Raw genomic sequence first — 26,274 nt, 5'->3', positions numbered from 1 at the left:
ACCGAGCCATGCCGCGGCCTGTCCTCAAAAAGACGACCAGGATCCTCTCGGTCTCCTTCCCACTTCAATCATAGCATGGGAACAACACACAGGATCCCAGGGTCTCCGCGACGCCGCTTCGCGGCTGCTCCGCCCTAGGATGACGAAGCTGTAGGCGAGGGCCGGAACCTCAGCTCAAAAATATCCTTTCGAACGCCTGCTTGCCCGGCGGCGAGAAGATCACAGCGCGGCTGTCCTTTTCGCGGCGCGCCCATTTTTCCAGGAGAATCTTGTCGAGGATGGCGGCGCCCAGCGTGCCGGCGAGGTGGGAGCGGCGCACGCTCCAGTCGAGGCAGGCGCGGCACACCGGCCGGCGTGGCTTGGTGTAGAAATCGATGCCGATCGCCGCGAAATGCGACGCCGCCGACGGTCCGAGCCTGATCTCGTTGTCATTGCGAACCAGTATGTTTTTATCGACAAGGCGATCCAGCATCGCCACCGCCTGTTCGCCGGCGAGGTGGTCGTAGCAGACACGGGCCACGCGCATCGCGCCATCGCGCGGGCCCGGCCGCACGCGCTTGGGACCAACGGCTTCAGCGACACCGGTGATGGCTTCGATCATGCCTGCGACCTGCGGGCCGGCGAGACCGTAATAGCGATGCCTTCCCTGGCTGGCCAGGGTCAGCAACCCGCCCTCCGTCAGTTTCGACAGATGCGAGGAGGCGGTCGGCAACGACACGCCGGCCTCCAGCGCCAATTCGCTCGCAGTCAGCGCCGTGCCGCCCATCAGCGCATTCAGCATGTTGGCGCGGGCCGGATCGCCAACCAAGCTGGCGATCCGGGCAATGTCTGGTCCTTCACGCATAGTTCGGTCCTCATCGAAGCATCCTCGCCAGGTAACCACTATTCTGGCTTCAGCTCAAGCAGCCGGCGACGCAAGCGTCGACGGCTCCTGACACCAGACTGCCTAGCACGTCGAAGTGAAGGACGTTTCGACCGCGCTCGAAGCGTCGACGCAAGAACCCAAGGAGACGACCATGACCATAACCTGCTTCATCCGCTATGAGATCGACCCGTTCGGCAAGGCCGCCTTCGAGGAATATGCCCGCAACTGGGGCCAGGCTATTCCGCGTTGCGGCGCCGACCTGATCGGCTATTTCGCGCCCCATGAGGGCTCGGCGACGACGGCCTACGCCGCCTACAACATCGACAGCCTGGCCGCCTATGAAGCCTATCGGGCGCGGCTTGCCGCCGACCCAGCGGGCAAGGCAAACTATGAGTTCGCCCGCCGTGAAAGGTTCATCGTCAAGGAGGATCGCATGTTTCTCAAGAACGTCTCTGGACCGCACGCGCCATTGGTGAAGCTATGATCGCCGTCATCTTCGAGGTCGAGCCGGCGGCAGGCAAGCGCGATGCCTATCTCGGCATCGCCGCCAATCTGCGTCCCTTGCTCGACGGCATTGACGGCTTCATCTCGATCGAACGCTTTCAGAGCCTGGCCGACCCGAAACGCGTCTTGTCACTGTCGTTCTGGCGCGACGAGGACGCGGTGAAGGCCTGGCGCAACACCGAAGACCATCGGCAGGCGCAACAGGCCGGCCGCGGCGGTATCTTTGCCGGCTATCGACTTCGCATCGCCCATGTGGTGCGGGATTATGGGCTGACGGAACGGGACGAGGCGCCAGCGGACAGCCGGGCCGTGAATGGGTGAGTGGCTTGGCGCGGCAGCGCTCAAGCATTCCCGATCAGCACCCCGGCCGCGAACACCAGCGCACCGCCCAGCACCACCTGGAACGCGGCGCGCAAGAATGGCGTCTGCATGTAGCGGTTCTGGACGAAGGCGATGGCCCACAATTCGAAGAACACCACCACAGCGGCCACGGCCGTCGCGGTCCAGAAATGCGGAATGAGATAGGGCAATGCGTGGCCCAGACCGCCGGCTGATGTCATGACGCCGGTGGTGATGCCGCGTTTTATCGGCGAACCGCGGCCCGAGAGCTTGCCGTCGTCGGAAGCGACTTCAGTAAAACCCATGGAGATGCCGGCGCCGATCGATGCGGCAAGCCCGACTAGGAAGGTCTGCCAAGTGTCATGCGTGGCAAAGGCAGCGGCGAAGATCGGCGCCAGCGTCGACACCGAACCATCCATCAGGCCGGCCAGGCCCGGCTGCACATAAGTCAGGATGAACTGGCGCTGTTCGGCGGCGGCCTCTTCATCCTTCACGTCGCCAGGCACATGCTTCTGCTCCAGCCGCTGCGCCAGTGTCTCGTGACCCTGTTCGGCTATGGCGAGGTCGTCGAGAAGTTTTCGCGTCGAGGCATCGGTGGTGCGCTTTGCTGCCTCGACGTAGAACAGATAGGCCTGCCGCTCCATCGCCTCGGCCTGGTTGCGCACATGCTCGATGCCGAGCGGCCGCACCAGCCAATCGGGCTTGCGCTCATAATAGCCCTTCACATGCTCGCGCCGGATCAGCGGAATGCGCTCGCCGAAACGCTTGCGGAAGAGCTCGATCAGCACGTCCCGATGGCCGTCCTCCTCCTCGGCCATCTCCTCGAACACTTTCGCCGACTGCGGAAAGTTTTCCGCCAGCCCATCGGCATAGGCGCGGTAGATGCGCCCGTCATCTTCCTCGGATGAAATGGCGAGCGCCAAAATCTCCTGTTCGGAAAGCGAGTCGAAGGAGCGGCGGCCGAAGCCGAAAACGCGGGAAAGCATGAGGAAATCACCCTAGTTTAGAATAGTTCTAAACTATGGTTTGGCGTGCGTCGGGTCAACCGCATCGAGGTCGCGGAGTCAAGAATTGTTGATGCATTCCTGCGGCCGCACCTCTTCATTATTGGCGAATGTTACCCTATATAACTGAACCTAAGACAAGAACGAGGATCAACGCATGACGAAGCCGCACGCAGGGCATTTCGACCCAAAACCCGTTCTCGATCTCATTGCCAGCATCGAAGCCGATCTGCAGCGGCTGAAGGGTCTGGTCGAGCAGCAGATCGAAAAATTCGACCCAGCCAATCCCCACAACAAGGCTCCGGACGGCAAGCTGACGGAGGAGGGGGTGGAGTGCTGCTACCGCATGTTCGACGATGGCAAGTCGCGCTATTCGGTCGCCCAGCAGATGAAGATATCGTTCGCCGCAGCCACGCATCGCTTCAACAATTGGCGCAAGCTCGGCGGGAACAAGAGGCAACGGACGTTGCTGGGGTGAGGAGCCGTCCGCGTAGCGGACGAAAGCCCCCTTATGGGCTTTTCGAGCGACGAACGCCCGGAGCCATGGCGGAGGGCCCGGGTGCGCTATGCCGTGCAGAATTTGGCGAGACGCCCGCGGGACAGCGCCCCCCCTGTCCTGCCGGACATCTCCCCCTCAAGGGGGCAGATTGGCAACGTCAAAGTGGCGCTCGCTTCTGCAAACTTTTGGAGATTGGCGAACGCGGCGACAACAGCTGATCTCTCCCCTTGAGGGGAGATGGCCGGCAGGCCAGAGGGGGGCGTGCAGCCGTGATGTTGACGGCCGTCTCGCTCAACTTTGTAACGGTCACATTTTTTCAATGGTGCGCCGCGTGGTTTTCCGCGCATCATGGAAGGACATCACCTCCTTTTTTTGCGGGACCTCGCATGACTGCCACCACCCTCCCCGGCATCGCCGACATCCATGCCGCCGCCGCCCGCCTCTCCGGCCTGATCGTCGAAACCCCGCTGATCGAATCGGCCGAGTTGAACAAGCGCTTCGGCGGCCGCATCCTGTTCAAGCCGGAGACGCTGCAACGCACCGGATCGTTCAAATTCCGCGGCGCCTACAACAAGCTGTCCTCGCTGAGCGAGGACGAGCGCTCCCAGGGCGTCGTCGCCTTTTCCTCGGGCAATCATGCGCAAGGGGTCGCGGCGTCGGCCGCCATGTTCGGCGTCAAGGCAGTCATCGCCATGCCGGCCGACGCGCCGGCGATGAAGATCGGCAATGTCCGCAAGATGGGCGCGGAGGTGGTGCCGTTCGACCGTTTTCGCGATGACCGCATGACCGTGGTCCGTCCCTACATCGACAGAGGCATGGTGCTGGTGCCGCCCTTCGATGATCCGGCCATCATTGCTGGGCAAGGCACGATCGGCCTCGAACTGATACGCCAGGCCAGGGCGCTCGGTGTCAGCCTCGACGCCGTCGTCATTCCCTGTGGTGGCGGCGGCTTGTCGAGCGGCATTTCGGTCGCGGTCAAGGATGCATCGCCAGGGACCGCGGTCTGGGCGGTGGAGCCCGAGCATTTCGACGACACGCGGCGCTCGCTTGCCGCCGGCGCCCGTGTTTCGAACGATCCGGGCCATAGCTCGATCTGCGACGCGATCCTGACGGCAGAGCCGGGCGCCATCACCTTCGCGATCAACCGCAAAAACCTCGCCGGCGCCATTGCCGTCTCCGACATGGCGACGGCGCAGGCGATGCGCGATGCCATGGCCTATCTGAAGCTGGTGGTCGAGCCGGGCGGCTGCGTCGCGCTGGCGGCGCTGTCTTCGGGCGAGATCGAACTGTCCGGCAAAAGTGTCGCCGTGGTGCTGTCCGGCGGCAATGTCGATTTCGGCACCTATGCCGAGATCATGGCGGCCGCCTGATCGCCTTGTCCTCTGCGCATCGCCGCGCGGCCCGACGGATTGCCCTCCAATCACCGGCCGGCGCGCGAGCGCCGGTCAATCCAGCGTGCGCCTGAACCGCAACAGCGCGGTGCCCGCGAAGACCAGCACGAACACCACCAGCCAACCGATCTCGGCGGCGATGGCATGGAAGTCGGCGCCCTTCAGCATGACCGCGCGGGTGATGCGCAGGAAATGCGTCAGCGGGAAGATTTCGCCCAGCGCCTGAGCCCAGCCCGGCATGCCGCGATAGGGGAACATGAAGCCCGACAGAAGCAGCGACGGCAGGAAGAAGAAGAAGGTCAGCTGCATCGCCTGCATCTGCGAGCGGGCCATGGTCGAGATCGTGTAGCCGAGCAGCACGAGCGACAGCACGAAGACAAGCACCGACGACAACAGCAGCGTCAGGCTGCCGACGAACGGGATATCGAAGAGCAGCTTCGCCGCCACCAGCACCACCGCGACCTGCACCGCGCCGACGACAAGGAAGGGCAGCACCTTGCCCAGCATGATCTCGGCCGGGCTGGACGGCATGGCGAGCAGGTTTTCCATCGTGCCGCGCTCGGTTTCACGGGTGAGCGCCATGGCCGTCATCATCACCATGGTCATCTGAAGGATAACGCCGAGCAGGCCGGGCACGATGTTGTATTGCGAAATGCCTTCCGGATTGTAGCGCCGGTGTACCACCACCTGCAGCTGCTCCTTGGCGTTTTCGGCTGCCGCAGCCTGCATCCCCTGCGCGCGCAGCAGCGCCTGGCTCGCCACCGTGCTCAAGGTTGAGACGGCACCGCTCGCCGCCGACGGATCGGTTGCATCCGCCTCGATCAGGATCTGCGGATTGTCGCCGCGCTCGACCCGGCGGCCGAAATCGGCCGGGATGGTGACGACGAAGGAAACGTCGCCCCGCGCCATCAGGAATTCCGCCTCTTCGGCGCTCGCGGTGACGTGGTCGAAACGATAGTAGCCCGTCACCTGCAGCGCGGAGACCATGGCGCGCGTATACTGGTCGTTGCTCATCGCCACCAGCGCCGTCGGCAAGCCTTTCGGATCGCTGTTGATGGCAAAGCCGAACAGAACCAGCTGCAGCAGCGGCACGCCGAGCATCATGGCGAAGGTGATGCGGTCGCGCCGCATCTGGATGAATTCCTTGATCAGCAGCGCGCCTAGCCGGGCGAAGGAAAAGACACCGTTCATGCCATATTGTCCTTCGAACCCGACATGAACTGGATGAAAACGTCCTCCAGACTGGTTTCGCCCGGCGCCACCGTCACGCCCTTGTGCTCCTTCTCGACACCGGCAAGCGCTGCTTCGAGCTTCTTCCTGTCGGAACCGACGACATGCAGCGTGGCGCCGAACGGCGCCACCTGGTCGACACCGGGGCGGTCGTGCAGCTCTTGCGCCAGCTTGGCGAGTTGCGGGCCCTGCACCACGAAGGTGGTCAGCCCGGCGTTTTTCACCACTTCGGCGACGGTGCCGGTGGCCAGCATCTTGCCGTAGGAGATGTAGCTTATGCGGTGGCAGCGCTCGGCTTCGTCCATGTAATGGGTGGAGACCAACACGGTCAGCCCGCCGCCGGCGAGGCGATGTATCTCGTCCCAGAATTCGCGCCGCGCCTTCGGGTCGACGCCGGCCGTCGGCTCGTCGAGCAGAAGCAGTTTAGGCTTGTGCATGATGCAGGCGGCGAGCGCCAGCCGCTGCTTCCAGCCGCCGGATAGCGTGCCGGCCAATTGGTTGCGGCGCGAGGTGAGGCCGAGTTCTTCCAGTGTCTTCGCGACATAGTCCTCGACCGGCTTCAGCCGGTAGAGCCGCGCCACGAATTCGAGGTTCTCGCCAATGGTCAGATCCTCGTAAAACGAGAATTTCTGCGTCATGTAGCCGACTTCGCGCTTGATCCTGAGCGACTCGGTGCGGATGTTGAAACCCAGCACCGTGCCTTCGCCCTCGTCCGCCGTCAGCAGCCCGCACATGATGCGGATGGTGGTGGTCTTGCCGGAACCGTTGGGGCCGAGGAAACCGACGATCTCGCCTTCGGCGACCGACATCGTCACATGATCGACGACGGTCTTGTCGCCGAACCGCTTGACCAGGCCGTGAACGTCGATGGCGTTCATCTGGCCGTTTCCGCGAGATCGACGTCGACGATCTGGCCGGGTTGCAGCGGCCCGGCATCACCCTCCGGGCGGGCCTCGACAAGATAGACCAGCTTCTGCCGGTTCTCCAAGGAATAGATCACCGGCGGGGTGAATTCGGGATCGGGCGAGACATAGCTGACGCGCGCCTTCATGCCCTCGCCGCAGCCGTCGCAATGGACGTTGAGCAGACTGCCGATCTTGACCGAGGAGAAGGCGGCCTCCGGCATGTAGACGCTGAGCTTCACCGCGCCGTCGGGCAGCATCGAGACGACCGGCGCGGTCGGGCCGGCCGTGTCGCCGGGATTGCGGATGACGTCGTTGACGCGGCCGGGCGAGGGCGCCGCGAGCGTGCGCTTGGACAGCCGCCACCGAGCCTGCTCCAGTGCTGCCTGCGCCTGCTTGACCTGATTGTCGGCGGCCTTGATCGTCTCGGGCCGCGCCGGCAGGCCGCCGACGGCGAGATTGGCCTCGGCCTGGCCGACCTGGGCGTCCGCCGTCTCGAGCGTCGCCGAGGCGGTGTCGTAATCGGCCTGCGTGCCGGCGCCGCGCTTGAACAGATCGGCGGCGCGATCGTATTTGCGCTTGGCGTCGGCGGCCTGCGCCTTGGCCATGTCAACCTCGGCCTTCAGCACGGCGATTTCTTCCGGCCGCTTGCCGACCTGCAGGTCGGCAAGTTGCGCCTGGGCCTGGGCGAGGCTTGCCTCGGCCTGCGCCACCGCGATCTTGGCGTCGGCGCTTTCCAGCGTCACTACCGTCGTGCCGGGGGTGACGCGATCGCCGCGCTTCACGGTAACCGTATCAACCTGTGCCACCTCGATGGGCGCCAAGAGCACATAGTCGCCTTCGACATAGCCGACCGCGAGTGGAGCGGCGGGGGCGCAGGCGCCGAGGAGTTGCGCGGCAAGCGGCAAGGAGCAGAGGAGACTCATGGTTTCGTTTCTTTCCGGGGTTTTGATCCCGTCCGGGCGGCCAGTATGGCATTGAGGTTGTCTGATACGGCGGACACCACCTTGACCGCCTCGGCGGCGCCGATTTCGTGCCAGCCCATGCGGCGCATCACCGCCTCGCGGCCGATACGGAAATAGATGACCTGGCCGATCAGCGTGAACACGGTGAGCCGGGTCCGCTCGCTTTCGGCCGGCTCGCCGGTCGCCTGCTCCCAGATCATGCACAGCCGGCGATGCGTCGGCTCGAACACGCCGTCATAGATGCGGTCGAGGGCCGCGGTGGGATGCGACAGCTCGCGCAGCACGAACTGGACGATCTCGCCGGCCTGCGGCTGCGCCACGATGAAGCCGACCATTCGCTCCAGCGCGGCGAAGAGCTGCAAGCGTGCTGCCTCCGGGTCGCTCGCCGCCGCGGCCGGGCCATTGCCCAGCGCCTGGCCGGCAACCGTCTGGATGGTCTCGACGATATAGTCGGCGGCGGCAGTGCGAAGGCCTTCCTTGCCGCCGAAATGATAGGCGATCGAACCGATATTGGCCTGCGCCACCGCCGCGATCTCGCGGGTCGACGTGCCATCGAAGCCCTGCCGGCCGAACAGTTTCAGCGCCGCCCGCACCAGTGCGGCGCGTGTCAAATCCGCCGGAGAGCTCTCGCGACGGGGATTTTGGGCGTCAGGCGATTTGATCATGCCGAAACTTTAATCAATCGATTGATTAAAGTCAACTTGTGTTCGGAGTTGTCTTGCCATCCCCCGCGGCAAACGCTTTAGTCGCGGCCATGGCCAAGGAAGTCGAGCGCAAGTTTCTGGTCTCCAGCCCCGCATGGCGGGATCTGGTCGAGGCCGATATCGGCATTCTCCAGTTCTATCTCGCCGCCGCGCCCGGGCGAACCGTGCGCATTCGCATCAGCGACGGCGCTTCCGCCAAGCTGACGCTCAAGTTCGGCAGCGGCGCGCGCGAGCGCGACGAATTCGAATATCCGATCCCGCTTGCTGATGCGATGGAAATGCTGGACTTCGCCATCGGACGTGTCATCGAGAAGACACGCCACCATGTTAGGCACCGCGGCTATCTCTATGAAGTCGACGTCTTTGGCGGCGCACTGGCGGGACTGGTGGTGGCCGAACTCGAGACGCCGGAAGACGTGCCGGACGAAATGCTGCCTGACTGGCTCGACCGTGAAGTGACCGGCGAGCAGAAATTCTACAACGCGTCGCTCGCCCTCGGGGGGATACCGGAGATCGCCGCATGAGCTTTCGCATCGACCCGCGCCTGCCGCTGACCGGCGAGGTCAGGCGCATCCTGGCCGAGGAAATCCGCAAGGCGCTCCAGCATCTGGATGCGGCGCGCAGCCGGCCGGAACAGGCGCTGCACAAATGCCGTAAGCGGCTGAAGAGCGCGCGTGCCTTGCTGCGCTTGGTTCATTCCGGCGACGAAACATTCTGCGCGACAGAAAATCAATGCTATCGCAACGTGGCGGAGCTGCTTGCCGGCCCGCGCGAGGCGACGGCGCTGATCGAGACCATAGACCGGCTCGCGGCAGGCTTTCCCAAGGAGAGCGCCGATGGCGGGCTCGATGCGGTGCGTGACAGGCTGATCGCCCGCCAGCACGATCTGCATGAAGGCGCCGGCCTCGAAGCGGCGATCAGCGCCGCGACCGCCGCTTGCGAAGACGGCATGAAGCGGATCGAAAGCCTTGCCTTGCCCGACCAGCCGGAACAGGCCGCCGACGTGCTTGCCGAAGGCGCCCGTGTCACCTTGCGCCGCGCTAGGAGGGCGCTCGACAGAGCCGGCACGCGTGGCGAGGCCGATGATTTTCACGATTTGCGCAAGGCGGCCAAGACGCATGGCATGCACCTGTCGCTGCTGGGCAGGCTTTGGCCGACGCCGATCAAGGCGCGGCGCAAGGCCGTCGATAAACTGGGCGAGCGGCTCGGCGAATTGCATGATCTGTTCGTCATGTGCGCGCTGCTGGAGGCGGCCGACGAGCCGCTTGGGCCACGCGAGGACACGAAGCTTCTCGGCAAACTTTTGAAGCGTTCGGAAAAGAGCCTGAGAAAATCCTGTCTTGCCGAGGCCGCCGAGCTGTTCGGCGACAGCCCCAAGCATCAGACGAAGAAGCTGGCTCGCAGGGCGCGCGACGATCTCGCCGGCACTTCGTCCACGGAGGATCTGGGCGCCACCGCCAATTGACCGCTGCTGGCGCCCGGGCGCCTGTGTATGGTAATCGCCGTAAGGCATGACCGAGCCCGGCGACACGCTCCTGGACCGACTTGGCCGCTGGCTCGCCGGCCGGCTGCAGGAAGAATCCTCCGGCTATGAACCCTACACGCCGTCGGATCCTGAAACGCTGCGCCGCACGCTGGAACCCGGCGACATCCTGCTGATCGAGGGCAACCAGAAGATATCGGCGGCGATCAAGTACCTCACCCAGTCGACCTGGTCGCACGCGGCCTTTTATGTCGGCGACAGCTTGCCCGAGCCGGAAGACGGCGCGGAGCGACCGCGGCTGATCGAGGTCACGATCGGCGACGGCTGCGTCGCCGTACCGTTGTCGCGCTATCGCACCTACAATACCCGCATTTGCCGCGCGAGCGGGCTGGCGCCCGAGGACCGCGACAAGATCGTGGCATTCATGATCGGCAAGCTCGGCCTCAAATACGACCTCAAGAACATCTTTGACATGCTGCGCTATTTCCTTCCGACGCCGCCGGTGCCGGTGCGCTGGCGCCGCCGCATGCTGGCCTTTGGTTCCGGCGACCCGACACGCGCCATTTGCTCGACGCTGATTGCCGAGGCTTATGGCCAGATCCGCTATCCGATCCTGCCCGAGATCACCCGCGCGCCTGGCCGTGCCTCGGCGCAGTCGAACTATTCGCGCAAGGAAATCCTGCACATCCGCCACCATTCGCTCTACACGCCGCGCGATTTCGACCTGTCGCCGTTTTTCCGCATCGTCAAACCGACGCTGGAATATGGTTTCGACTACCGGCAGATGGTCTGGGACGACAAGGCCGCCGACGCCACGACGAGGGCCGGCGAGTAGCAGCCCTTCAAGCCGGAAGCGGACGCCGTCCTTTCGCGGCGGACCGCCCCGGCGTCCGTGCCCCGGCATCGCGGGGATGCGGGCCGATCGGCATGATCGCGGGAAACGGCGTCGCGCCGAAGGCAAACGTAAATTTGTAGCCGGTGAGCCCATCCTCCGGCGTGGTGTGCTGGTCGTGATGGGCGAGCAGCTTGACGCGCTCGGCCAGTTCTTCCGCCTCGCGCCGCACCATCTCCGCGGTCTCCGGCCGCATCCGCCTGGAGAAGCTGACGAAGGTCGCTTCCTTCTCGATATGGGTGATGGCCCAGCCGATGAAATTCTTGTTGGTCATCTCGAACAGCGGCCTGAGCGGCCCTTCGAAATTCCACTGGATCGGCGTTTCGACCAGCAATCTTGCAGAAAGGCCCCGGCCGAGCGCGATCAGTCCGAGCTCCTCGAGGTCGCGCAGATAGAGGAACATCGAGGCTTCGCTCAGGCCTTGCGAGCGCATGATACCTTCAGGCGTGAACTTTTCCGACAGCATGACGAAGATGAACAGCAGCGCCGGCCGGCCGGCGAGCCGGCGCTCGATCTCGGGCGCGATGTGGTTGACCGGCCCCGGCCCCCGGTTCATCGAGCCGAGCACGTTTTCCAGCTCGACGCCGGCGGCGGCGCAGATCTCGACCAGCCGGTCGAGCTTGCAGTTCTTCTCGTGGAAGATGCGCTTCACCGTCGGCTCGGACACGCCCATGCGTTCGGCGAGCTCGCGATAGGTGACACCCTTCGCCTTCAGCGTCCGTTTCAGTGCCTCGAAGATCAGACCGTTCATGGGATGCGCCTCCGCACGGCGGTTTCGTATCGATATTCGATACTAGCGGTAATCGAGCTTCCGGAAAAGTATCGAAAATCCTAGCTAGCCGCCTGTCATCACAGGAGAACAGCCATGAACCGTTTCATCTTCTCAGCCTTTGCCGCCATCATCGGCATCGCGGCCGCGCCCGCAGCCCGGGCCGGCGAACTCTGGCGCGCCACGGGCCTCGAACAACCTGAATCGGCGCTGTTCGACGCCGTCAACAACCGCATCATCGTCTCCAACATCGTTGGCAATCCGGGCGATGCCGACGGCAACGGCTATCTCAGTGTGCTGTCCCTGGACGGCAAGACGATCACCCGGCACTGGACCGACGGCATGGACGCGCCCAAGGGCATGGCGATATCGGGCGGCAAGCTCTATGTCGCCGACATCACCAAGGTCCACGTCGTCGATCTGGCCAGCGGCAGGCTGATCGCCAGCATAACGTTGCCGAACGCGGTCTTTCTCAACGACATGACCTCGGACCGGACAGGCAAGGTCTATGTCAGCGACATGCTGGCCGACACGATCTACCGCATCGACGGCGACCGGCCTGAACTGTTCGTCAAGGACGCGTCGCTGGCCTCGCCCAACGGCGTCTTCGCCGATGGCGGCAGGCTGATCGTCGCCTCGTGGGGCAAGGGCATCAAGCCCGACTTCAGCACGGCGGAGCCGGGCGGGCTGCTGGCCATCGACCTCGCCAGCAAGGCGATCTCGCCGCTGCCCTGCGCACAGAAATTCGCCGACCTCGACGGCGTCATCGCCATTGGCGACACCATCTACGCCACCGCCTACATGACCGGCACGCTCTACCGCTACAGAGCTGGCGGAACACCGGAAGCGGTGGCGCATTTCAAGCCGGGCAGCGCCGACATCGGCACCGACGGCAAGTCGATCCTCTATGTGCCGCTGATGAACGAAGGCGAGGTCGCGGCGTTGAAGCTCGACTGAGCGCCGACGCTTGGGGTCGATCCGTGCGACCCCTGCTAACAGCCATGGGATGGACCGTGCTACGACGGGTCCACCCCCGGGTGATGGTCAAAGAGGATTGCCATGGAAGACCGGAAAATCAGGGCGGCCCTGGATCGCCACTGGGCCGCCTCCGATGCCAACGACTTCGAGGTCGAACATGAGATCTACCGGGAAGATGCGGTGCTCGACTATCCGCAATCGGGCGAGCGCATCCGCGGGCGGCGCAACATCCAGTCGTCGCGCGCCGCGCAGCCGAACCGCAAGCGTTTCGCCGTACGGCGGATCGTCGGCGCTGATGATCTCTGGATCACGGAGTATGTGCTGACCTATGACGGGCAACCCTCCTATACGGTCAGCATAATGGAATTCCTCGATGGCAAGGTCGCCCGCGAGACGCAGTACTTCGGCGATCCGTTCGAGCCGGGGCCGTCAAGGGCGCAATGGGTCGAGCGGATGCCGTGAGTGACGAGCAGGATCATCAGCCGCTCGCCCGCGCGGAGTTGCCCGATGATACGGCCGCTCTCGCCCGCTTCCTCATCGGCAAGCTGGTGGTGCGCGACTTGCCTGAGGGCATGGTCAGCGGCCGCATCGTCGAGACCGAGGCCTATGTGGTCGGCGACGCCGCCGGACATGGCTTCAGGGGGATGACGCCGCGCAACCGGTCGCTGTTTCTCGAAGCCGGTCACGCCTATGTCTATCTCGCCTACGGCACCTCGATGATGCTGAATGTCTCGAGCCAGACGCAAGGCATCGGCACCGGTGTGCTGATCCGGGCGCTCGAGCCGCTCGAAGGCATCGCCATCATGCGGCGGAACCGCGGCGTCGAGCGCTTGCGCGACCTGGCGCGCGGGCCGGGACGGCTGGCCGCGGCATTGCGGATCGATCGTTCGCTCGACGGGATCGACCTCTGCCGGAAAGGGCCGCTATGGCTCGCGGGCGACGACTTTGAACCTGGTGAAATCGGCCAGGGCATCAGGATCGGCATTTCCAAGGATGCCGACCGTCCGCTGCGCTTTTACGTCAGGGGCAGCCCATTCGTCAGCGGTCCAAGATCGCTCAACCGCTGAGAGACGGAGCGCCCACAATCCCTTGGGAAAGCAGGGCCGCGCTTTCGATGACATAGGCCGCCGTCGAATCGAAGAGCGGCACGGCCATTATTGTGATGTTTCACGTATCATTTGGCGAATACGAAACATGCGAGATCACTCACTTTCGCCAACCATTTTGCGCCGCTGCAGGACCCGCGCCACCAGCCAGCATAGCATTGCCCAGGCGAAGCCCGCGCACCAGCCTGCCAGCACATCCGACGGCCAGTGGACGCCGAGATAGATGCGGCTGACGCCGACCAGCACCGTCGTCAGCACGGCGAGCGATAAGACGTAGATCTTCGTTGCCGGGCCAGGCAGAAAGCGCGCCGCGAGCGAACCGAGCGTGAGATAGGTCACCGCCGACAGCATGGCGTGGCCGCTCGGGAAGGAAAGCGACGTCTCGGAGACCAGATGCGAGACGAGTTCGGGCCGCGGCCGGTCGACGCCGACCTTCAGCAGGCTCGACAGCACCTGGCCGCCCGCCACGGCGACGAAGACGAGAAGCGCGGTCCCAGGCCTGCGGATCAGCATGAGATAGATGATCGTCGCCGCCGTGATCAGCACCAGCACGCTGGCGCTGCCAAGACTGGTGATGTCGCGCATCGCCCCTTCCAGCCACAGCGGGCCGATCGGCAGGCCGGGCTGCCCGGCCTGGCGGAACGCAAGCAGGATTTCGGTGTCGAAGGTGTGCGGCGCGGTTGCCCGCGCCACCTCGATCAGTTCGACGAAGCCCCACAGCCCGCCGGCGATGACCAGGCCGGCCAGCAGGACCGGAAATTCGATCCGATTGAGCAAGGTGCTTGCGGTGTCTTTCATCGGGCTTGTGTCGCGGTCCTCATCTCGATCAACGTCCTTGCAGATAGGGCCCGAGCGTGATCAGCGCCACGGCGGCGATCGCCAGCACGATGCCGCTGGCCTGCAGCGCATTGACGCGCTCGCCGAAGAAGACCAGCGCCACGACGTTGACCGAAACCAGCTGGATGACCGCCGAGAGGCTGAAGGAAACGGACATGCCGAATTCGCGGATCAGCCGCAGCATGATCAAATTGCCCAGCGAATAGAGCGCCAGCGTCAACAGGATCTTGCCCAGGCTCGGTGCCAGTCCCCATTGCTTGGCGGCGGTCGCCGCCAGAAGGAAGATCACCGTCGAAAAGCCAAGCTGCAGCAATCCCGAAAAACTCAACGTCCATCCCCTTCAAGGCGGCTGTCGCCGCATGTGCCGCGGACCTTGTTTCCGAAGCACGCCGAGACGTCAAGCGACATCGTTTCAACGAAGGCCTTGGCAATGGCGAGACTGAGGCTCAATGTACCGGTATCGCCCAGCTGTTATGAGGAGTGGCGGTCAGGGGAACATGAATCGTATTCTGCAGGACTTGGCACGGCGCTGGAGCGAGCTTTCGCTTGCCCTGCAATTCCTCGTTGCCGGCGGCTTCGGCCTTCTGGCCGTGATGCTCGTGGTGGGTTCCTGGGTGACGTCGCAGATCCGCGATGGCGTCATCCGCAATTCGGCCGCCACGACGGCGCTCTATGTCGACAGCGTGATCGCGCCGCTGCTGCCCGACCTGCGCAAGAACGAGGAACTCAGCGAGTCCGTCAAGCAGGCGCTCGACGAGACGCTCGGCCAGGGCGCGCTCGGCAAGCGACTGGTCTCGTTCAAGCTCTGGCGCCGCGACGGCACCGTGCTCTATGCGAAGGAGGCTGACCTGATCGGCCGCCGCTTCGGCCTGACCGCCAATCTGCGGTCGGCCTTCCAGGGCAATGTCACCGCTCAACTCGATACGTTCGACGAGGACGAGGACAAGGAGCGGGCTATCGGCGAGCCGCTGCTGGAGATCTACAATCCCGTGCGCGAACCCTGGTCCGGCGAGGTGGTGGCCGTCACCGAATTCTTCGAGGTCGCCACCGATTTCAAAGCCACGCTGGCTTCCGCGCTGTTGTCGAGCTGGCTGGTCGTGGCCGGCACCACCTTGGCGGCTTTTCTGCTCTTGTCTGGCCTCGTGCTGCGCGCCAGCCGCACCATCGACGATCAGCGCGGGGCACTGCGCCGCCAAGTGTCGGAGCTGCAGGGCCTGGTGACGCAGAACAGCGCCTTGCGGCAGCGTGTGCAGCGCGCGTCCCGCCGCGCCACCGCGCTCAACGAAAGATATTTGCGCCGGATCGGTGCCGACCTGCATGACGGACCGGCGCAGCTCGTGGCCCTGGCGGCGCTGCGCATGGACAGCCCGGTGTTTTCCGGCGACGGCCAATGGGGCGAAAGCCGCACGACCGAGGTCGCGATGATCCGCAAGACGCTGGAGGATGCGATGCGCGAAATACGCGGCATCTGCACCGGCCTCGTGCTGCCGCAGATAGAGGCGGCCGCCGCAACGGACATATTGCGGCTGGCCGTCGACGAACACGAGCGCCGGACGGGAACGTCGGTGGCGCTCACCCTGCCCAAGCAATTGCCCGAAACCGGCCCCTCCGAGAAGATCAGTATCTATCGATTCGTGCAGGAAGGGCTGAACAATGCCTATCGCCACGGACGGGCCAAGGATCAGGCGGTGCGGGCCGGGATGAAGAATGGCAGGCTTTTTGTCGAAGTTTCGGATGGCGGGCCGGGCTTCGATCCGGCACGGGTCGAGGGGCTGGGGCTCGCCGGCCTCAGGGAGCGGGTCGAAAGCATCGGCGGCCAGTTCGAGACCGTGACCGGAGCGCAAGGCACGCGATTGGTGATCCGTCTGTCGGTTGAGGAGCAAGCATGATTGGTGTCATCCGCATCGCTATTGTCGACGATCATCCGCTGTTTCGCGAAGGCGTCACGCGCAGCCTGTCGGAGCTCGGCGGCTTCGAGATCGTCGGCGAAGGTGCGACAGCGCAGGATGCCGAACGCATCGCCTCGACGGTGCATCCCGACATACTTCTGCTCGACATCTCGATGCCGGGCGGCGGCCTGGCCGCGGTCGCGAGCATCCTTGCCGACCATCCCACCCAGAAGATCGTGATGCTGACCGTTTCCGAGGCCAATGCCGATGTAACCAAAGCCCTGAACGCAGGGGTGCAAGGCTATATCCTCAAGGGTGTCGGATCGCGCGCGCTCTCCGACATCCTGCACAATGTGGCGGCGGGCGAGAGCTATCTTTCGCCCATGCTGTCGGCGCGGCTGCTTTCCGATCTCCAATCCCCGCAGCCTGCCGACGGCGTGGCGGACCGGCTGCGGCAACTGACCGAACGACAGACGGAAATCCTGCGGCTGGTGGCGGAGGGGCTCAGCAACAAGGAGGTCGCCTTGCGCCTGGAGCTGCAGGAGAAGACAGTCAAGCACCACATGACCGGGGTGCTGTCGAAACTCAACGTGCGAAACCGCACCGAAGCGGCGCTCATGATGCGCGAGTTGCGCGACCGGGACAGGAACCGCTCGTAGAGCGTTTCACCGTTTCGCGGAAACGGCGATCCGCTCTAATTCCATGTGTTCACGCAATTCCGGACGGAAAACCGCTCACACTGTTCCTGGAATTGCTCCAGGGAAAGTTAGGCCCGCGCGCGGGCCGGACAAAACAAGGTCACCTCCGCCGGGGGCGGCGGAGGTGACGTGCGAAGCTGGTCGTTGCCTGTTGACCAACCTCACAAGGCCTTGAGACGGCTGAAATCGGCCGGCGTGACCCGGCGGTCGATGATCGTGCGACCCAGCGCATCCTTCATCCTGAAACGGCCATTCTCGATCTTTTCGGTCATGCCGTCGGGATGCGTGACGGTGATCTTGCCGCCGTCCACGCTGACCTTGTCGCCGGTCGTGGCATTGACATGGCTAGCTGCGGCGCCGCTCTGGCCAGCGCCGGATGCCGAGTCGGTGCCACTGCCGTCACCGCCGTCCGTTCCGGAATTGCCGCCGTCTCCATTGCCATTGCCATTGCCGCTGTTGCTACCGCCACCGCTGTTGCCGTTGCTGCCGCCGCTTCCATCGCCGTTGCCGCTGTTACTACCGCCGCTGCTGTTGCCGCCGCTACCGCCGCTGCTGCTGTTGCCGTTACTACCGCCGCCGTTACTGCCGCCATTGCCGCCATTGCCGCCCTTGGCGGCCTGTGCGGCGACAGCGTCGATTCCGGGGGCGGAGCCGTGCAGGGAAATTCGATAGGGGGCGATGGCCAGCGCCAGGGCGCCCGCCGAAACGAGCGTCAGCCGGCCCCAACGGGCCGTGATCGATCCGTGCATCATGAATCTCCGTCGATTGAGCCGGCGCGCCCACCCCAACGTTGCAACCAGCAACATCGCCGAAAGCTGCAGTGACCGGAAGCGACCTCCGACCGTTGCGTTTGTCCTCCAGGACCTTTGGAAGCACAAGCTTGGACTAAAGTCCGATGTCATGGGTGACGGGCGGCCTCGCCCAGAACATTGTAGCTTGTAAGATGTCACGAAAATGTGATCGGCCTGCCGTAAGGGTCCACAGGCAACACGCTCCAGCCATTCCAAAGCCAGAGGCCCTCATGACTGATCATCGCTCCCCCGACGCCCGCTTCCGCACCAGCCTGCTCGAGGAAAACGAAGGACCGGCCATCAACCCCACCGACAACCGCACCATGGGCGAAATCATCGCGGCGCGGTTCTCACGCCGGGGTTTCCTGAAGGGATCGCTCGCCGTCTCGGCGATCGCCGCCACCGTCAGCCCGCTGGCCATGATCGCCGCGGACGATGCCCGCGCCGCGGAAGCCTCTGCCTTCCAGTTCGACGAACTTCAGGCCGGCATCGACGACAAGCACCATGTCGCGCCGGGCTACGACGCCGATGTGCTGTTGCGCTGGGGCGATCCGCTGTTCGCCGATTCGCCTGACTTCGACCCGACCAAGCAGTCGGCCGAAGCGCAGGCCAGGCAGTTCGGCTACAACAACGACTATGTCGGCTATATCGCGATCGACGGCTCGGCCGAGCACGGCCTGCTGGTGGTCAACCATGAATACACCAACCCGCATTTGATGTTCCCCGGCATCGTTTCGATCGTCGAGAAGGACGGGAAGAAGAAGGCCGAGGTCGCGCCGCTGTCGAAGGAGCAGGTCGATGTCGAGATGGCGGCGCATGGCGGCACCATCGTCGAGATCCGCAAGGATGGCGGCAAATGGCAAGTGGTGCGTGACGGCAAGCTCAACCGCCGCATCACCTCCTCCACCGAAATGATGTTGTCGGGCCCGGTCGCCGGCCATGACCGCGTCAAGACCAAAGCCGATCCGTCCGGCACCAAGGTGTTCGGCACTTTCAACAATTGCGCCGGCGGCGTCACGCCCTGGGGCACTTATGTGATGGCCGAGGAGAACATCCACGGCTATTTCTCCGGCGAGCTGCCGGAAGGCCACAAGGAAGCCGCCAACTACAAGCGCCTCGGCATTCCGGAAGGCGCCTATGAATGGGGCGCGCATTACGACCGCTTCAACCTCGCCAAGGAACCCAACGAACCCAATCGTTTCGGCTGGATCGTCGAGGTCGACGTCAACGATCCGACCTCGACGCCCAGGAAGCGCACCGCCATGGGCCGCTTCAAGCATGAGGGCGCCGAATCGATCGTCGCCAAGGATGGCCGCGTCGTCTTCTATCTGGGCGACGACGAGCGTTTCGACTATGTCTACAAATTCGTCACCAAGGGCAGCTTCAATGCCAGCGACCGCGCGGCCAACAAGGACCTGCTCGACGAGGGCACGCTGCATGTCGCCAAATTCGCCGAGGACGGCACGGTCGAATGGCTGCCGATCGTCTTCGGCCAGGGGCCGCTGACGGCAGGAAACGGCTTTGCCGGCCAGGCCGACGTGCTGATCGAGACGCGGCGCGCCGCCGATCTGCTGGGTGCCACCAAGATGGACCGGCCCGAGGACATCCAGCCCAACGCCGTCAACGGCAAGGTCTATGTCATGCTGACCAACAATTCGAAGCGCAAGGCCGATCAGGTCGATGCCGCCAACCCGCGCGCCGAAAATGCCTTCGGCCACATTATCGAGATCACCGAGGGCGATGGCGATTTCACTGCCGCCAAGGGCAAGTGGGAAGTGCTGCTGAAATGCGGCGATCCCTCGGTTGCCGATGTCGGCGCCACCTTCTCGACGGCGACGACAGCCAATGGCTGGTTCGGCATGCCCGATAATTGCGCGGTCGATTCGGCCGGTCGCCTGTGGGTCGCCAGCGACGGCCAGGGCCCGAAGGCCACCGGCCGCACCGACGGCCTGTGGGCGGTCGACACGGAGGGTGCCGCGCGGGCGACCTCGAAGCTGTTCTTCCGCGTGCCGATCGGCGCCGAAATGTGCGGCCCGCTGTTTGCACCCGACGACCAGACCGCCTTCGTCGCCGTCCAGCATCCGGGCGATGGCGGCGAGGACTGGGACGGTTTTGGCCGCCCGTCCTACTATGAAGACCCGTCGACCCGCTGGCCCGACTTCAAGCCCGACATGCCGGTGCGGCCGTCCGTCGTCGCCATCACCAGGCAGGGCGGCGGCAAGATCGCGGTCTGACGCCAGCGAGGGCTCTCAGCATAAGGGGCCTTGGCAATCCAAGGTCCCTCGTTCTTGCGCGGAACCTTCAAGCCTCGGGAAAGATTGGCAATTTACACATGGCGCCCTAACTCCTCCTTCAGGAGACCGCCATGCCGAAGTCCATCTATGACCGTGGCTTGCTCAAGCCCGACGACGTCGCCAAATTGCAACGCGTTTTCGACGGGGCCTGCCGACGACGCGAAGCGCATCCCGAATCGGCCGAGGCGCGCGAACTCGCGCTCACCCTGCTTGCGCTCCACAATGCCGGCATGGTCGACGAGGACATGCTGATGGAAGCCGTCGGTTTCCGCCGGCTCGAACCGAAATCGGCCTGAGGCCGGGAGCCGCTCAAGCCGCTATCCAGGACGCTGAACCACAGCCACGTTGATTGTGCTGCGCAGCCTGAAGCCGATGGATTCGTACAGCTTTATCGCAGCGGCATTGCTGGCGTAAGCGTGGAGGTATGGCAGCTCCCCGCGCGCGAGAATCTGGTTGGACACGAACTGGGACAGCAGCCGGCCAAGGCCGCCGCCGCGGAAGTCCGGGTGGGAGCAGACGCCGCTGAGTTCGGTGTAACCAGGCTGCTTCATGCGCTCGCCGGCCATCGCCACCAGCCGGCCTTCGACCTTCACGCCCCAGAAATCGCCAAGGCTCCGCGCCTTGAGCGAAAACGGGCCGGGCCTGGTAAGCGACGCGAGCGCCAGCATCTCGCCCGCGTCGTTCTCGTCCAGGCGCTGGATGCGCGCGTCCGACACCTCCGGCAATGGCGCCTCGGCGACCATCTGCACGGCGTCGGCTTTCGAGACGACCGACAGACCCGCCGGGAGAAAAACCTCGTCCGCCTGAGCCACAATGACGCTTTCGCCCGGGGCGACCAGCGCCCCGAACGCCCGAAGGCTTTCGGCGTCGTCGGCAGCGGTGGACGCGAAAGGAACGATCGAGGCGGGATAGCGCCTGGCGAGACTGCCGCCCTCGGCGAAGGCGCGATGGCACGTGTCGAGCGCGCTCCAGACGGGACGGTCGAGTATGTGTTTCATCGCGCCGCGGCCTTTTCCACCCGACGGGCAAGCGGCGCGGCGGCAAGACCGTCCTCGATTGCCGCCAGTTGCTCGAGAAGCGGCCCGGAAAGGCCTGAGCACAAATCCGCGACGGCGCGCTCGATGCGGGGCCAGGCATCGCGCTTGGCGGCATCGACCAGCTGTTGGCCGCCGCTTGTAAGGGAAACTACCCGGCGCCGCTGGTCGTCATTCGCCTGGATGACCTCGACCAGACCGATATCGGCCAGCAGCGACACGCTCCGCGTCACCCCCGGCTGCGTGACGCCAAGCGATTGCGCCAGTTCGCCGACCGGCAAGGGTCCCAACCTGTCGAGCGCGGCGAGCAGTGGGTACTGGCTCGACTGGACCCGAACCTCCAGACCTTCGAGCATGCGCTGCGTATCGGCCTGCAATTGCTCGCCTATGCGCTTCAGCCGGCTGCCCAGGCAGAGATAGCCAAGAGACCGCAGGACGTCTTCCATTCTTGAATCCATTCCGCCTAAAACTGTAACATGTTATATAACATGGCATGGGAATGGTCAAGCCACGCCTGCCGCCGGGTCGATTTCCAGGATTCTGACTCAGCCTGGCGCGCCGGATAGGGAGCCGGCGATCCGCCCGGCAATCGCCTTGCCCAATATGGCGGCATTGGCGAAGCAGCCGCGAATGCTCGGCCGCATGCCGGTAAACCACAGGCCGGGCAGTTTCGGGTCGGCGTCGCCACCGTTGAAGAGCGGAACGCCTTTCGCGTCGAGGACGCCGAGATTGCCGACCATGCGCTCCAGCCCGGTGCGGTAGCCCGTCGCCGCAATGACGATATCGGGATCGATCTGGCTGCCATTGGCCAGGATCACGCCTTCGGCGGTGAATTCCCGGACCATCGGCACCACGGTGATCTTGCCCGATTTGATGGCATTGACGGCGCCGTCATCGGCGGCGATCGCGGTATAGTCCGAGGTCAGGCGGCTGGCGCCGCCAGACGGCGCGGGCGGCATGCCGAATTTGGTGAGATCGCCGAAAACCAGGCGCTGTGTCACGGCCATCACCGCATCGGCGAGGCGCAACGGCAGTCGCGCCATGAATGGCGAGAGCCGGTGCACGGCGATCTTGCCGACGCGCTTGGGGAGAAGGGCTGGGCCGTTGCGGGCCGACAGCCAGACAGCGGCGGTATCGATTCCCGCCAGATGATTGAGGGCGTCGAAGCCCGAATTGCCGGCGCCGACGACCAGCACCTTCTTGCCGGCATAGGCCTGGGCATCGCCAAAATCAGCCGAATGGATGATCCGGCCCGCGAACGCCTGCATGCCCTCCCATTGCGGCGTGTAGGGCTCCCGGTCGCGGCCGGTGGCAACGACGACATGACGCGCCAGGCGCGTGCCGGCGCTGGTGCGCACGATCCAGTGGTCGCCCCCGGACACGATGGCCTCGACGGAAACGCCAAACTCCACCGGCAAACGGTTCGCCTCATGGAAATCGCTCATATGGCGGATGACGACATCCCGATGCGGAAAAGCGGGGGTGCCCTTGGGATAGACAAGGCCGGGCAGCGCCGAGAGATCGCGGTGGGTGTTGAGGTGCAGCTGCACGTGGCGCCGGCGCCAGGGCTCGGCCAGCCGGCTTTCCTTCTCCAGGATCGCCGTCGCCACGCCGGCCTTCATCAATGCCTGCGCGACGGCCAGTCCGGCGGCGCCGGCGCCAATGACGATTGCAGGCTCGACCGTCGACAGCTGCTCCATCATGGTCCCGGATGTCGTATCAGTCATTCACTTTCGAATCCCATTCGCTCCTGCGGCAAGCCCCAAAGGCTCGCAGGCCGCTGTAACAGTTTGATCGCGCGCAGGCCCCGAACGCTAATCGACGCGGATTTTCCGGGTCTGCACCAAGCCGCGGTCTCGCCCGAGAGCGCTCCACCGCCTGGCAGAACAGCCCGGTCGCGCAACAGCGGCCAAAAACACCGACATGAAACAGTTGCCCGCTTCTGTCCGAATACGTCCAGCCCTATATGGCATATCAGCGGCTTCGGCGATAATCAGGTCGCGGCAATGTGATTGATTCGAGGTCCGGGGAGTGGCGGACCTCTTCCGACGGCGGAATTCGAACCCGTAACCCATTCGGCTTCCCGCCAGAAATCAAGGCGCCACGGCGGTCTTGCTTGCCATTCAAGGCATGCGACGCCGCAGACGGCACGCGGAATCCTCGACCATGCCCTCCTTGCGGATCTATTTCGACAAAATCCTCGAGGGCGTCTCGCCCAAGGTCGAGCGGCTGGCGCTGACGCATGTCGAACGGCTGGCGCTTGTTCGCCGCCATGGCGACTTCTCGCTCGCCTATTCCACCGCCGTGCAGCCCAAGCTTTCCTATTTCGGTGACGGCGACGGCTACATCGCCTTCGGCACCAAGATGAAGCATCATTTCGCCCTTGGCGACCCGGTGGCGGCTCCGGCCCGCCGGCCCGACATGATCAGGCGCTTCGTCGAGACGGCGGGCAATCCGTGGTTCGTGCAGGTCGGCGCGGAAACCGCGCATGTGCTGGCCGGGTTCGGCTACAAGGTCAACCGGCTGGGTATCGACACCCGCCTGCAGCTGCCCGAGCATGATTTTTCCGGCAAGCGCAACGAAACGGTGCGTTATTCCGAGCGCTGGCTGCTGAAGAAAGGTTTTTCGTTCGAGGAGGACAAACGCACGATCCACCTCGACGAGATTGCCCGCCTCTCGCAAAACTGGCGCGGCGACCGCATCGTCAAGCGCTGGGAGATGGGTTTCCTCAACCGTCCGTTTTACGACCAGCTCGGCATCGACATGCGCCGTTTCGTCCTGCACGGTCCCGATGGCGACCTTGTCGCCCTGCTCGACTTCGATCCGATTTTCGCCGACGGCAAGGTGACCGGCTACACCACCGCCTTCAAGCGCAAGCATGTCGATGCCTCGCCGCATGCCGAGATCGGCCTGACCAAGTTCGCCGTCGACCGGTTTCGCGAGGAAGGCATTTCGGTGGTGACGCTCGGCCTGTCGCCGCTGGTCGATGTCGGCCCGAGCGGATTTGCCGAAAGCGCGTTCTGGCGCGACACCTTCCAGCGCGCCTACGATTCACCCTGGATCAACCGCCGCAGGTTCAACCTGCAGGGCCAGGCGGCGTTCAAGCGCCGCTTCCACGGCGCGGAAGAGCCGGTCTATATCGCCTTCCGCCAGGGAACCTATGTCGAGATGCTGGGGTTGCTGAGGCTGGTCAAGGCGATCTAGATCTGCCGATATTCAGGTGAGGCCGGCCTGACCTGAATCTCGGCAGATCTCGGCCGCGTTTCCGAGCGCCTTCGCTGCGTCAGTTCCGCAGCCGATATCCGGTCTTGAAGATCCAGGCGACGATGGCGATGCAAACAGCCAGGAAAACCAGCGTCATGCCGAGGCTGACGCCGACCGAGACATCGGCCTTGCCGTAAAAACTCCAGCGGAAGCCGCTGATCAGGTACACGACCGGGTTGAACAGCGTGATCGTCTTCCAGATGCCTGGCAGCATGTGGATCGAATAGAAGCTGCCACCGAGGAAGGTGAGCGGGGTGACGATCAAGAGCGGCACCAGCTGCAGCTGCTCGAAACTCTTCGCCCAGATGCCGATGATGAAGCCGAACAGGCTGAAGGTCACCGCCGTCAGGACCAGGAAGGAGAGCATCCAGAACGGATGTTCGATGTGCAACGGCACGAACAGCGAGGCGGTGGCCAGGATGATCAGGCCGAGGATGATCGACTTGGTCGCCGCACCGCCGACATAGGCGATGACGATCTCCAGATAGGACACCGGCGCCGACAAAAGCTCGTAGATCGAGCCGACGAATTTTGGAAAATAGATGGCGAAGGAGGCGTTGGAGATCGACTGCGTCAGCAGCGAGAGCATGATCAGCCCCGGCACGATGAAGGCGCCGTAGCTGATGCCGTCGATCTCGGTGATGCGCGAGCCGATGGCCGAGCCGAAGACGACGAAATAGAGCGATGTCGAGATGACCGGCGAGATGATGCTCTGCAGCACGGTGCGGAAGGCACGCGCCATCTCGACCCGGTAGATCGCCCATACCGCGCGAAGATTCATGGCTCTCTCCTCACCAGATTGACGAAGATCTCCTCGAGCGAACTGTTTTGCGTGTCGATGTCGCGGAACTGGATGCCTGATGCCTCGAGGTCGCGGATCAGCGAGGCGACGCCCGGCCGCTCGGCCTGATTGTCATAGGTGTAGGTCAGCTGCCCACCGTCGGGCGACAGTTCCAGCGCATAGCGCGAAAAGGCTTCCGGAATGGCGGTCAGCGGATTGCGCAGCTCCAGCACCAGCCGCTTGCGGCCGAGCTTGCGCATCAGTTCGGCCTTGTTCTCGACCAGGATTATCTCGCCGCGGTTGATGACGCCGACGCGGTCGGCCATCGCCTCGGCCTCCTCGATATAGTGCGTGGTGAGGATGATGGTGACGCCATCCTCGCGCAGCCGGCGCACCATCTCCCACATGTCCTGACGCAATTCGACGTCGACGCCGGCGGTCGGCTCGTCGAGGAACAGGATGCGCGGCTCGTGCGACAGCGCCTTGGCGATCATCAGCCGCCGCTTCATGCCGCCCGACAGGGTGATCGCCTTGGCATCCTTCTTCTCCCACAGCGACAGATCGCGCAGCACCTTCTCGACGAAGGCGGGGTTGGCCGGCTTGCCGAACAGGCCGCGGCTGTAGGAGACGGTCGCCCAGACGCTCTCGAAGGCGTCGATGGTCAGTTCCTGCGGCACCAGCCCGATCAGGCTGCGCGCGGCGCGGTAATCCTTGTTGATGTCGTGGCCGTCGACAGTGACGGTACCGGTCGAGCGGTTGACGATGCCGCAGACGATCGAGATCAGCGTCGTCTTGCCGGCCCCGTTCGGCCCGAGCAGCGCAAAGATCTCGCCGCGGTCGATGTCGAGATTGACTTCCTTGAGCGCGGTGAAGCCGGTGGCGTAGGTCTTGGAGACCCCGGAAATGGACAGAATGGAGGGCATGGCTGAAAACGGCTGCCTGAAAGAGGTCCCCTCATATAGGCCTGTTGTCGTCGCGTGCAACCAGAAGTCAGTGGTGCTGCTGACAGTTCTGGACAGTCGCCGAGGTCATGGCTGGTATGCCGGACTTTGAAG

30 protein-coding genes are annotated in these 26,274 nt (G+C 64.3%); 15 read left to right on the top strand and 15 right to left on the bottom strand.

Going from position 1 to position 26,274, the window contains the following annotated elements:
* Positions 1-169: 169 nt before the first annotated feature.
* The gene (locus A3AU_RS0122705) at positions 170-844 is read right to left on the bottom strand and encodes an ArsR/SmtB family transcription factor (RefSeq protein ID WP_027054918.1); all 675 of its coding nucleotides are present in this window, start codon (positions 842-844) and stop codon (positions 170-172) included.
* Between the two features lie 172 nt (positions 845-1,016).
* On the opposite strand from A3AU_RS0122705, the gene A3AU_RS0122700 reads away from it, so the two are divergent.
* Both A3AU_RS0122700 and A3AU_RS0122695 read left to right on the top strand, forming a co-directional pair.
* Complete coding sequence (locus A3AU_RS0122700; protein WP_027054917.1) at positions 1,017-1,349, top strand: NIPSNAP family protein; 333 nt, start codon at positions 1,017-1,019, stop codon at positions 1,347-1,349.
* The gene (locus A3AU_RS0122695; RefSeq protein WP_027054916.1) at positions 1,346-1,690 is read left to right on the top strand and encodes an antibiotic biosynthesis monooxygenase family protein; all 345 of its coding nucleotides are present in this window, start codon (positions 1,346-1,348) and stop codon (positions 1,688-1,690) included. The genes A3AU_RS0122700 and A3AU_RS0122695 overlap by 4 nt, the downstream gene beginning before the upstream one ends.
* Before the next feature lie 20 nt (positions 1,691-1,710).
* On the opposite strand, the gene mbfA is transcribed toward A3AU_RS0122695, so the two are convergent.
* Positions 1,711-2,694 carry an iron exporter MbfA gene (gene mbfA, locus A3AU_RS0122690; RefSeq protein ID WP_027054915.1) on the bottom strand — a complete coding sequence of 328 codons (984 nt, stop codon included), beginning with the start codon at positions 2,692-2,694 and terminating at the stop codon, positions 1,711-1,713.
* A gap of 175 nt (positions 2,695-2,869) precedes the next feature.
* Here mbfA and A3AU_RS0122685 point away from each other — a divergent pair, with 175 nt between their 5' ends.
* Together A3AU_RS0122685 and A3AU_RS0122680 are read left to right on the top strand one after the other, a co-directional pair.
* On the top strand, positions 2,870-3,190 hold the full coding sequence (locus A3AU_RS0122685) for a hypothetical protein (RefSeq protein WP_027054914.1): 321 nt from the start codon (positions 2,870-2,872) through the stop codon (positions 3,188-3,190).
* Positions 3,191-3,597: 407 nt separating this feature from the next.
* A complete protein-coding gene (locus A3AU_RS0122680) occupies positions 3,598-4,581 on the top strand; it encodes a threonine/serine dehydratase (protein WP_027054913.1) in 984 nt (327 codons plus the stop codon).
* A gap of 75 nt (positions 4,582-4,656) precedes the next feature.
* Here the strand turns inward: A3AU_RS0122680 and A3AU_RS0122675 are convergent, their stop codons facing one another.
* From A3AU_RS0122675 to A3AU_RS0122660, 4 genes are read right to left on the bottom strand one after another with little or no spacing between them, the layout of a single operon-like run.
* Positions 4,657-5,793, bottom strand: coding sequence for an ABC transporter permease (locus A3AU_RS0122675; protein WP_027054912.1), 1,137 nt, complete (start codon positions 5,791-5,793; stop codon positions 4,657-4,659).
* A complete protein-coding gene (locus A3AU_RS0122670; protein ID WP_027054911.1) occupies positions 5,790-6,710 on the bottom strand; it encodes an ABC transporter ATP-binding protein in 921 nt (306 codons plus the stop codon). The genes A3AU_RS0122675 and A3AU_RS0122670 overlap by 4 nt, the downstream gene beginning before the upstream one ends.
* Entirely contained in the window at positions 6,707-7,660 is a 954-nt protein-coding gene (locus tag A3AU_RS0122665; protein WP_027054910.1) for an HlyD family secretion protein, read from the bottom strand. The genes A3AU_RS0122670 and A3AU_RS0122665 overlap by 4 nt, the downstream gene beginning before the upstream one ends.
* Complete coding sequence (locus A3AU_RS0122660) at positions 7,657-8,364, bottom strand: CerR family C-terminal domain-containing protein (RefSeq protein ID WP_027054909.1); 708 nt, start codon at positions 8,362-8,364, stop codon at positions 7,657-7,659. The genes A3AU_RS0122665 and A3AU_RS0122660 overlap by 4 nt, the downstream gene beginning before the upstream one ends.
* 89 nt (positions 8,365-8,453) lie before the next feature.
* On the opposite strand from A3AU_RS0122660, the gene A3AU_RS0122655 reads away from it, so the two are divergent.
* From A3AU_RS0122655 to A3AU_RS0122645, 3 genes are read left to right on the top strand one after another with little or no spacing between them, the layout of a single operon-like run.
* Positions 8,454-8,927 (top strand): CYTH domain-containing protein, encoded by a 474-nt coding sequence (locus A3AU_RS0122655; RefSeq protein ID WP_027054908.1) that lies wholly within the window; start codon positions 8,454-8,456, stop codon positions 8,925-8,927.
* A complete protein-coding gene (locus tag A3AU_RS0122650) occupies positions 8,924-9,868 on the top strand; it encodes a CHAD domain-containing protein (protein WP_027054907.1) in 945 nt (314 codons plus the stop codon). Before A3AU_RS0122655 ends, A3AU_RS0122650 begins: the two co-directional genes overlap by 4 nt.
* A 46-nt stretch (positions 9,869-9,914) precedes the next feature.
* Positions 9,915-10,721: a C40 family peptidase gene (locus A3AU_RS0122645; protein WP_027054906.1), complete on the top strand. Its 807-nt coding sequence runs from the start codon at positions 9,915-9,917 to the stop codon at positions 10,719-10,721.
* Positions 10,722-10,728: 7 nt separating this feature from the next.
* Here the strand turns inward: A3AU_RS0122645 and A3AU_RS0122640 are convergent, their stop codons facing one another.
* Positions 10,729-11,529, bottom strand: coding sequence for a helix-turn-helix domain-containing protein (locus tag A3AU_RS0122640; RefSeq protein ID WP_027054905.1), 801 nt, complete (start codon positions 11,527-11,529; stop codon positions 10,729-10,731).
* 114 nt (positions 11,530-11,643) lie between these two features.
* Here A3AU_RS0122640 and A3AU_RS0122635 point away from each other — a divergent pair, with 114 nt between their 5' ends.
* From A3AU_RS0122635 to A3AU_RS0122625, 3 genes are all read left to right on the top strand, one after another.
* Positions 11,644-12,504 carry an SMP-30/gluconolactonase/LRE family protein gene (locus A3AU_RS0122635; protein WP_027054904.1) on the top strand — a complete coding sequence of 287 codons (861 nt, stop codon included), beginning with the start codon at positions 11,644-11,646 and terminating at the stop codon, positions 12,502-12,504.
* 102 nt (positions 12,505-12,606) lie between these two features.
* Entirely contained in the window at positions 12,607-12,987 is a 381-nt protein-coding gene (locus A3AU_RS0122630; RefSeq protein ID WP_027054903.1) for a nuclear transport factor 2 family protein, read from the top strand.
* Entirely contained in the window at positions 12,966-13,592 is a 627-nt protein-coding gene (locus A3AU_RS0122625) for a DNA-3-methyladenine glycosylase (protein ID WP_051355441.1), read from the top strand. The genes A3AU_RS0122630 and A3AU_RS0122625 overlap by 22 nt, the downstream gene beginning before the upstream one ends.
* A gap of 135 nt (positions 13,593-13,727) precedes the next feature.
* On the opposite strand, the gene A3AU_RS0122615 is transcribed toward A3AU_RS0122625, so the two are convergent.
* Positions 13,728-14,429, bottom strand: a complete 702-nt coding sequence (locus A3AU_RS0122615) for a phosphatase PAP2 family protein (protein WP_027054901.1) — start codon at positions 14,427-14,429, stop codon at positions 13,728-13,730.
* A gap of 28 nt (positions 14,430-14,457) precedes the next feature.
* A complete protein-coding gene (locus A3AU_RS0122610) occupies positions 14,458-14,796 on the bottom strand; it encodes a hypothetical protein (protein ID WP_027054900.1) in 339 nt (112 codons plus the stop codon).
* Between the two features lie 169 nt (positions 14,797-14,965).
* Here A3AU_RS0122610 and A3AU_RS0122605 point away from each other — a divergent pair, with 169 nt between their 5' ends.
* Together A3AU_RS0122605 and A3AU_RS0122600 are read left to right on the top strand one after the other, a co-directional pair.
* Positions 14,966-16,357, top strand: coding sequence for a sensor histidine kinase (locus tag A3AU_RS0122605; protein ID WP_027054899.1), 1,392 nt, complete (start codon positions 14,966-14,968; stop codon positions 16,355-16,357).
* Positions 16,354-17,016 (top strand): response regulator, encoded by a 663-nt coding sequence (locus tag A3AU_RS0122600; RefSeq protein ID WP_027054898.1) that lies wholly within the window; start codon positions 16,354-16,356, stop codon positions 17,014-17,016. The genes A3AU_RS0122605 and A3AU_RS0122600 overlap by 4 nt, the downstream gene beginning before the upstream one ends.
* Positions 17,017-17,216: 200 nt before the next feature.
* On the opposite strand, the gene A3AU_RS0122595 is transcribed toward A3AU_RS0122600, so the two are convergent.
* Positions 17,217-17,804, bottom strand: coding sequence for a hypothetical protein (locus A3AU_RS0122595; RefSeq protein WP_027054897.1), 588 nt, complete (start codon positions 17,802-17,804; stop codon positions 17,217-17,219).
* Positions 17,805-18,076: 272 nt separating this feature from the next.
* On the opposite strand from A3AU_RS0122595, the gene A3AU_RS0122590 reads away from it, so the two are divergent.
* Together A3AU_RS0122590 and A3AU_RS0122585 are read left to right on the top strand one after the other, a co-directional pair.
* Positions 18,077-20,080: a PhoX family protein gene (locus tag A3AU_RS0122590; RefSeq protein WP_027054896.1), complete on the top strand. Its 2,004-nt coding sequence runs from the start codon at positions 18,077-18,079 to the stop codon at positions 20,078-20,080.
* 131 nt (positions 20,081-20,211) lie between these two features.
* Complete coding sequence (locus tag A3AU_RS0122585; protein ID WP_027054895.1) at positions 20,212-20,436, top strand: hypothetical protein; 225 nt, start codon at positions 20,212-20,214, stop codon at positions 20,434-20,436.
* A 21-nt stretch (positions 20,437-20,457) separates the two neighbouring features.
* Here A3AU_RS0122585 and A3AU_RS0122580 read toward each other — a convergent pair whose 3' ends face one another.
* The 3 genes from A3AU_RS0122580 to A3AU_RS0122570 form a co-directional block, all read right to left on the bottom strand.
* Positions 20,458-21,138 carry a GNAT family N-acetyltransferase gene (locus A3AU_RS0122580; protein WP_027054894.1) on the bottom strand — a complete coding sequence of 227 codons (681 nt, stop codon included), beginning with the start codon at positions 21,136-21,138 and terminating at the stop codon, positions 20,458-20,460.
* On the bottom strand, positions 21,135-21,620 hold the full coding sequence (locus A3AU_RS0122575) for a MarR family winged helix-turn-helix transcriptional regulator (RefSeq protein WP_027054893.1): 486 nt from the start codon (positions 21,618-21,620) through the stop codon (positions 21,135-21,137). Before A3AU_RS0122575 ends, A3AU_RS0122580 begins: the two co-directional genes overlap by 4 nt.
* A 99-nt stretch (positions 21,621-21,719) precedes the next feature.
* Positions 21,720-22,901 carry a flavin-containing monooxygenase gene (locus tag A3AU_RS0122570; protein ID WP_027054892.1) on the bottom strand — a complete coding sequence of 394 codons (1,182 nt, stop codon included), beginning with the start codon at positions 22,899-22,901 and terminating at the stop codon, positions 21,720-21,722.
* Between the two features lie 439 nt (positions 22,902-23,340).
* On the opposite strand from A3AU_RS0122570, the gene A3AU_RS0122565 reads away from it, so the two are divergent.
* Positions 23,341-24,378: a phosphatidylglycerol lysyltransferase domain-containing protein gene (locus A3AU_RS0122565; protein ID WP_027054891.1), complete on the top strand. Its 1,038-nt coding sequence runs from the start codon at positions 23,341-23,343 to the stop codon at positions 24,376-24,378.
* 79 nt (positions 24,379-24,457) lie between these two features.
* Here the strand turns inward: A3AU_RS0122565 and A3AU_RS0122560 are convergent, their stop codons facing one another.
* Together A3AU_RS0122560 and A3AU_RS0122555 are read right to left on the bottom strand one after the other, a co-directional pair.
* A complete protein-coding gene (locus tag A3AU_RS0122560; protein WP_027054890.1) occupies positions 24,458-25,219 on the bottom strand; it encodes an ABC transporter permease in 762 nt (253 codons plus the stop codon).
* Positions 25,216-26,142, bottom strand: coding sequence for an ABC transporter ATP-binding protein (locus tag A3AU_RS0122555; RefSeq protein ID WP_027054889.1), 927 nt, complete (start codon positions 26,140-26,142; stop codon positions 25,216-25,218). The genes A3AU_RS0122560 and A3AU_RS0122555 overlap by 4 nt, the downstream gene beginning before the upstream one ends.
* Positions 26,143-26,274 lie beyond the last annotated feature (132 nt).

Source organism: Mesorhizobium erdmanii USDA 3471 (genome assembly GCF_000472705.1).
In the GTDB taxonomy this organism is placed as follows: Bacteria; Pseudomonadota; Alphaproteobacteria; order Rhizobiales; family Rhizobiaceae; genus Mesorhizobium; species Mesorhizobium erdmanii.
This window is presented reverse-complemented; position numbering and strand designations above follow the sequence as displayed.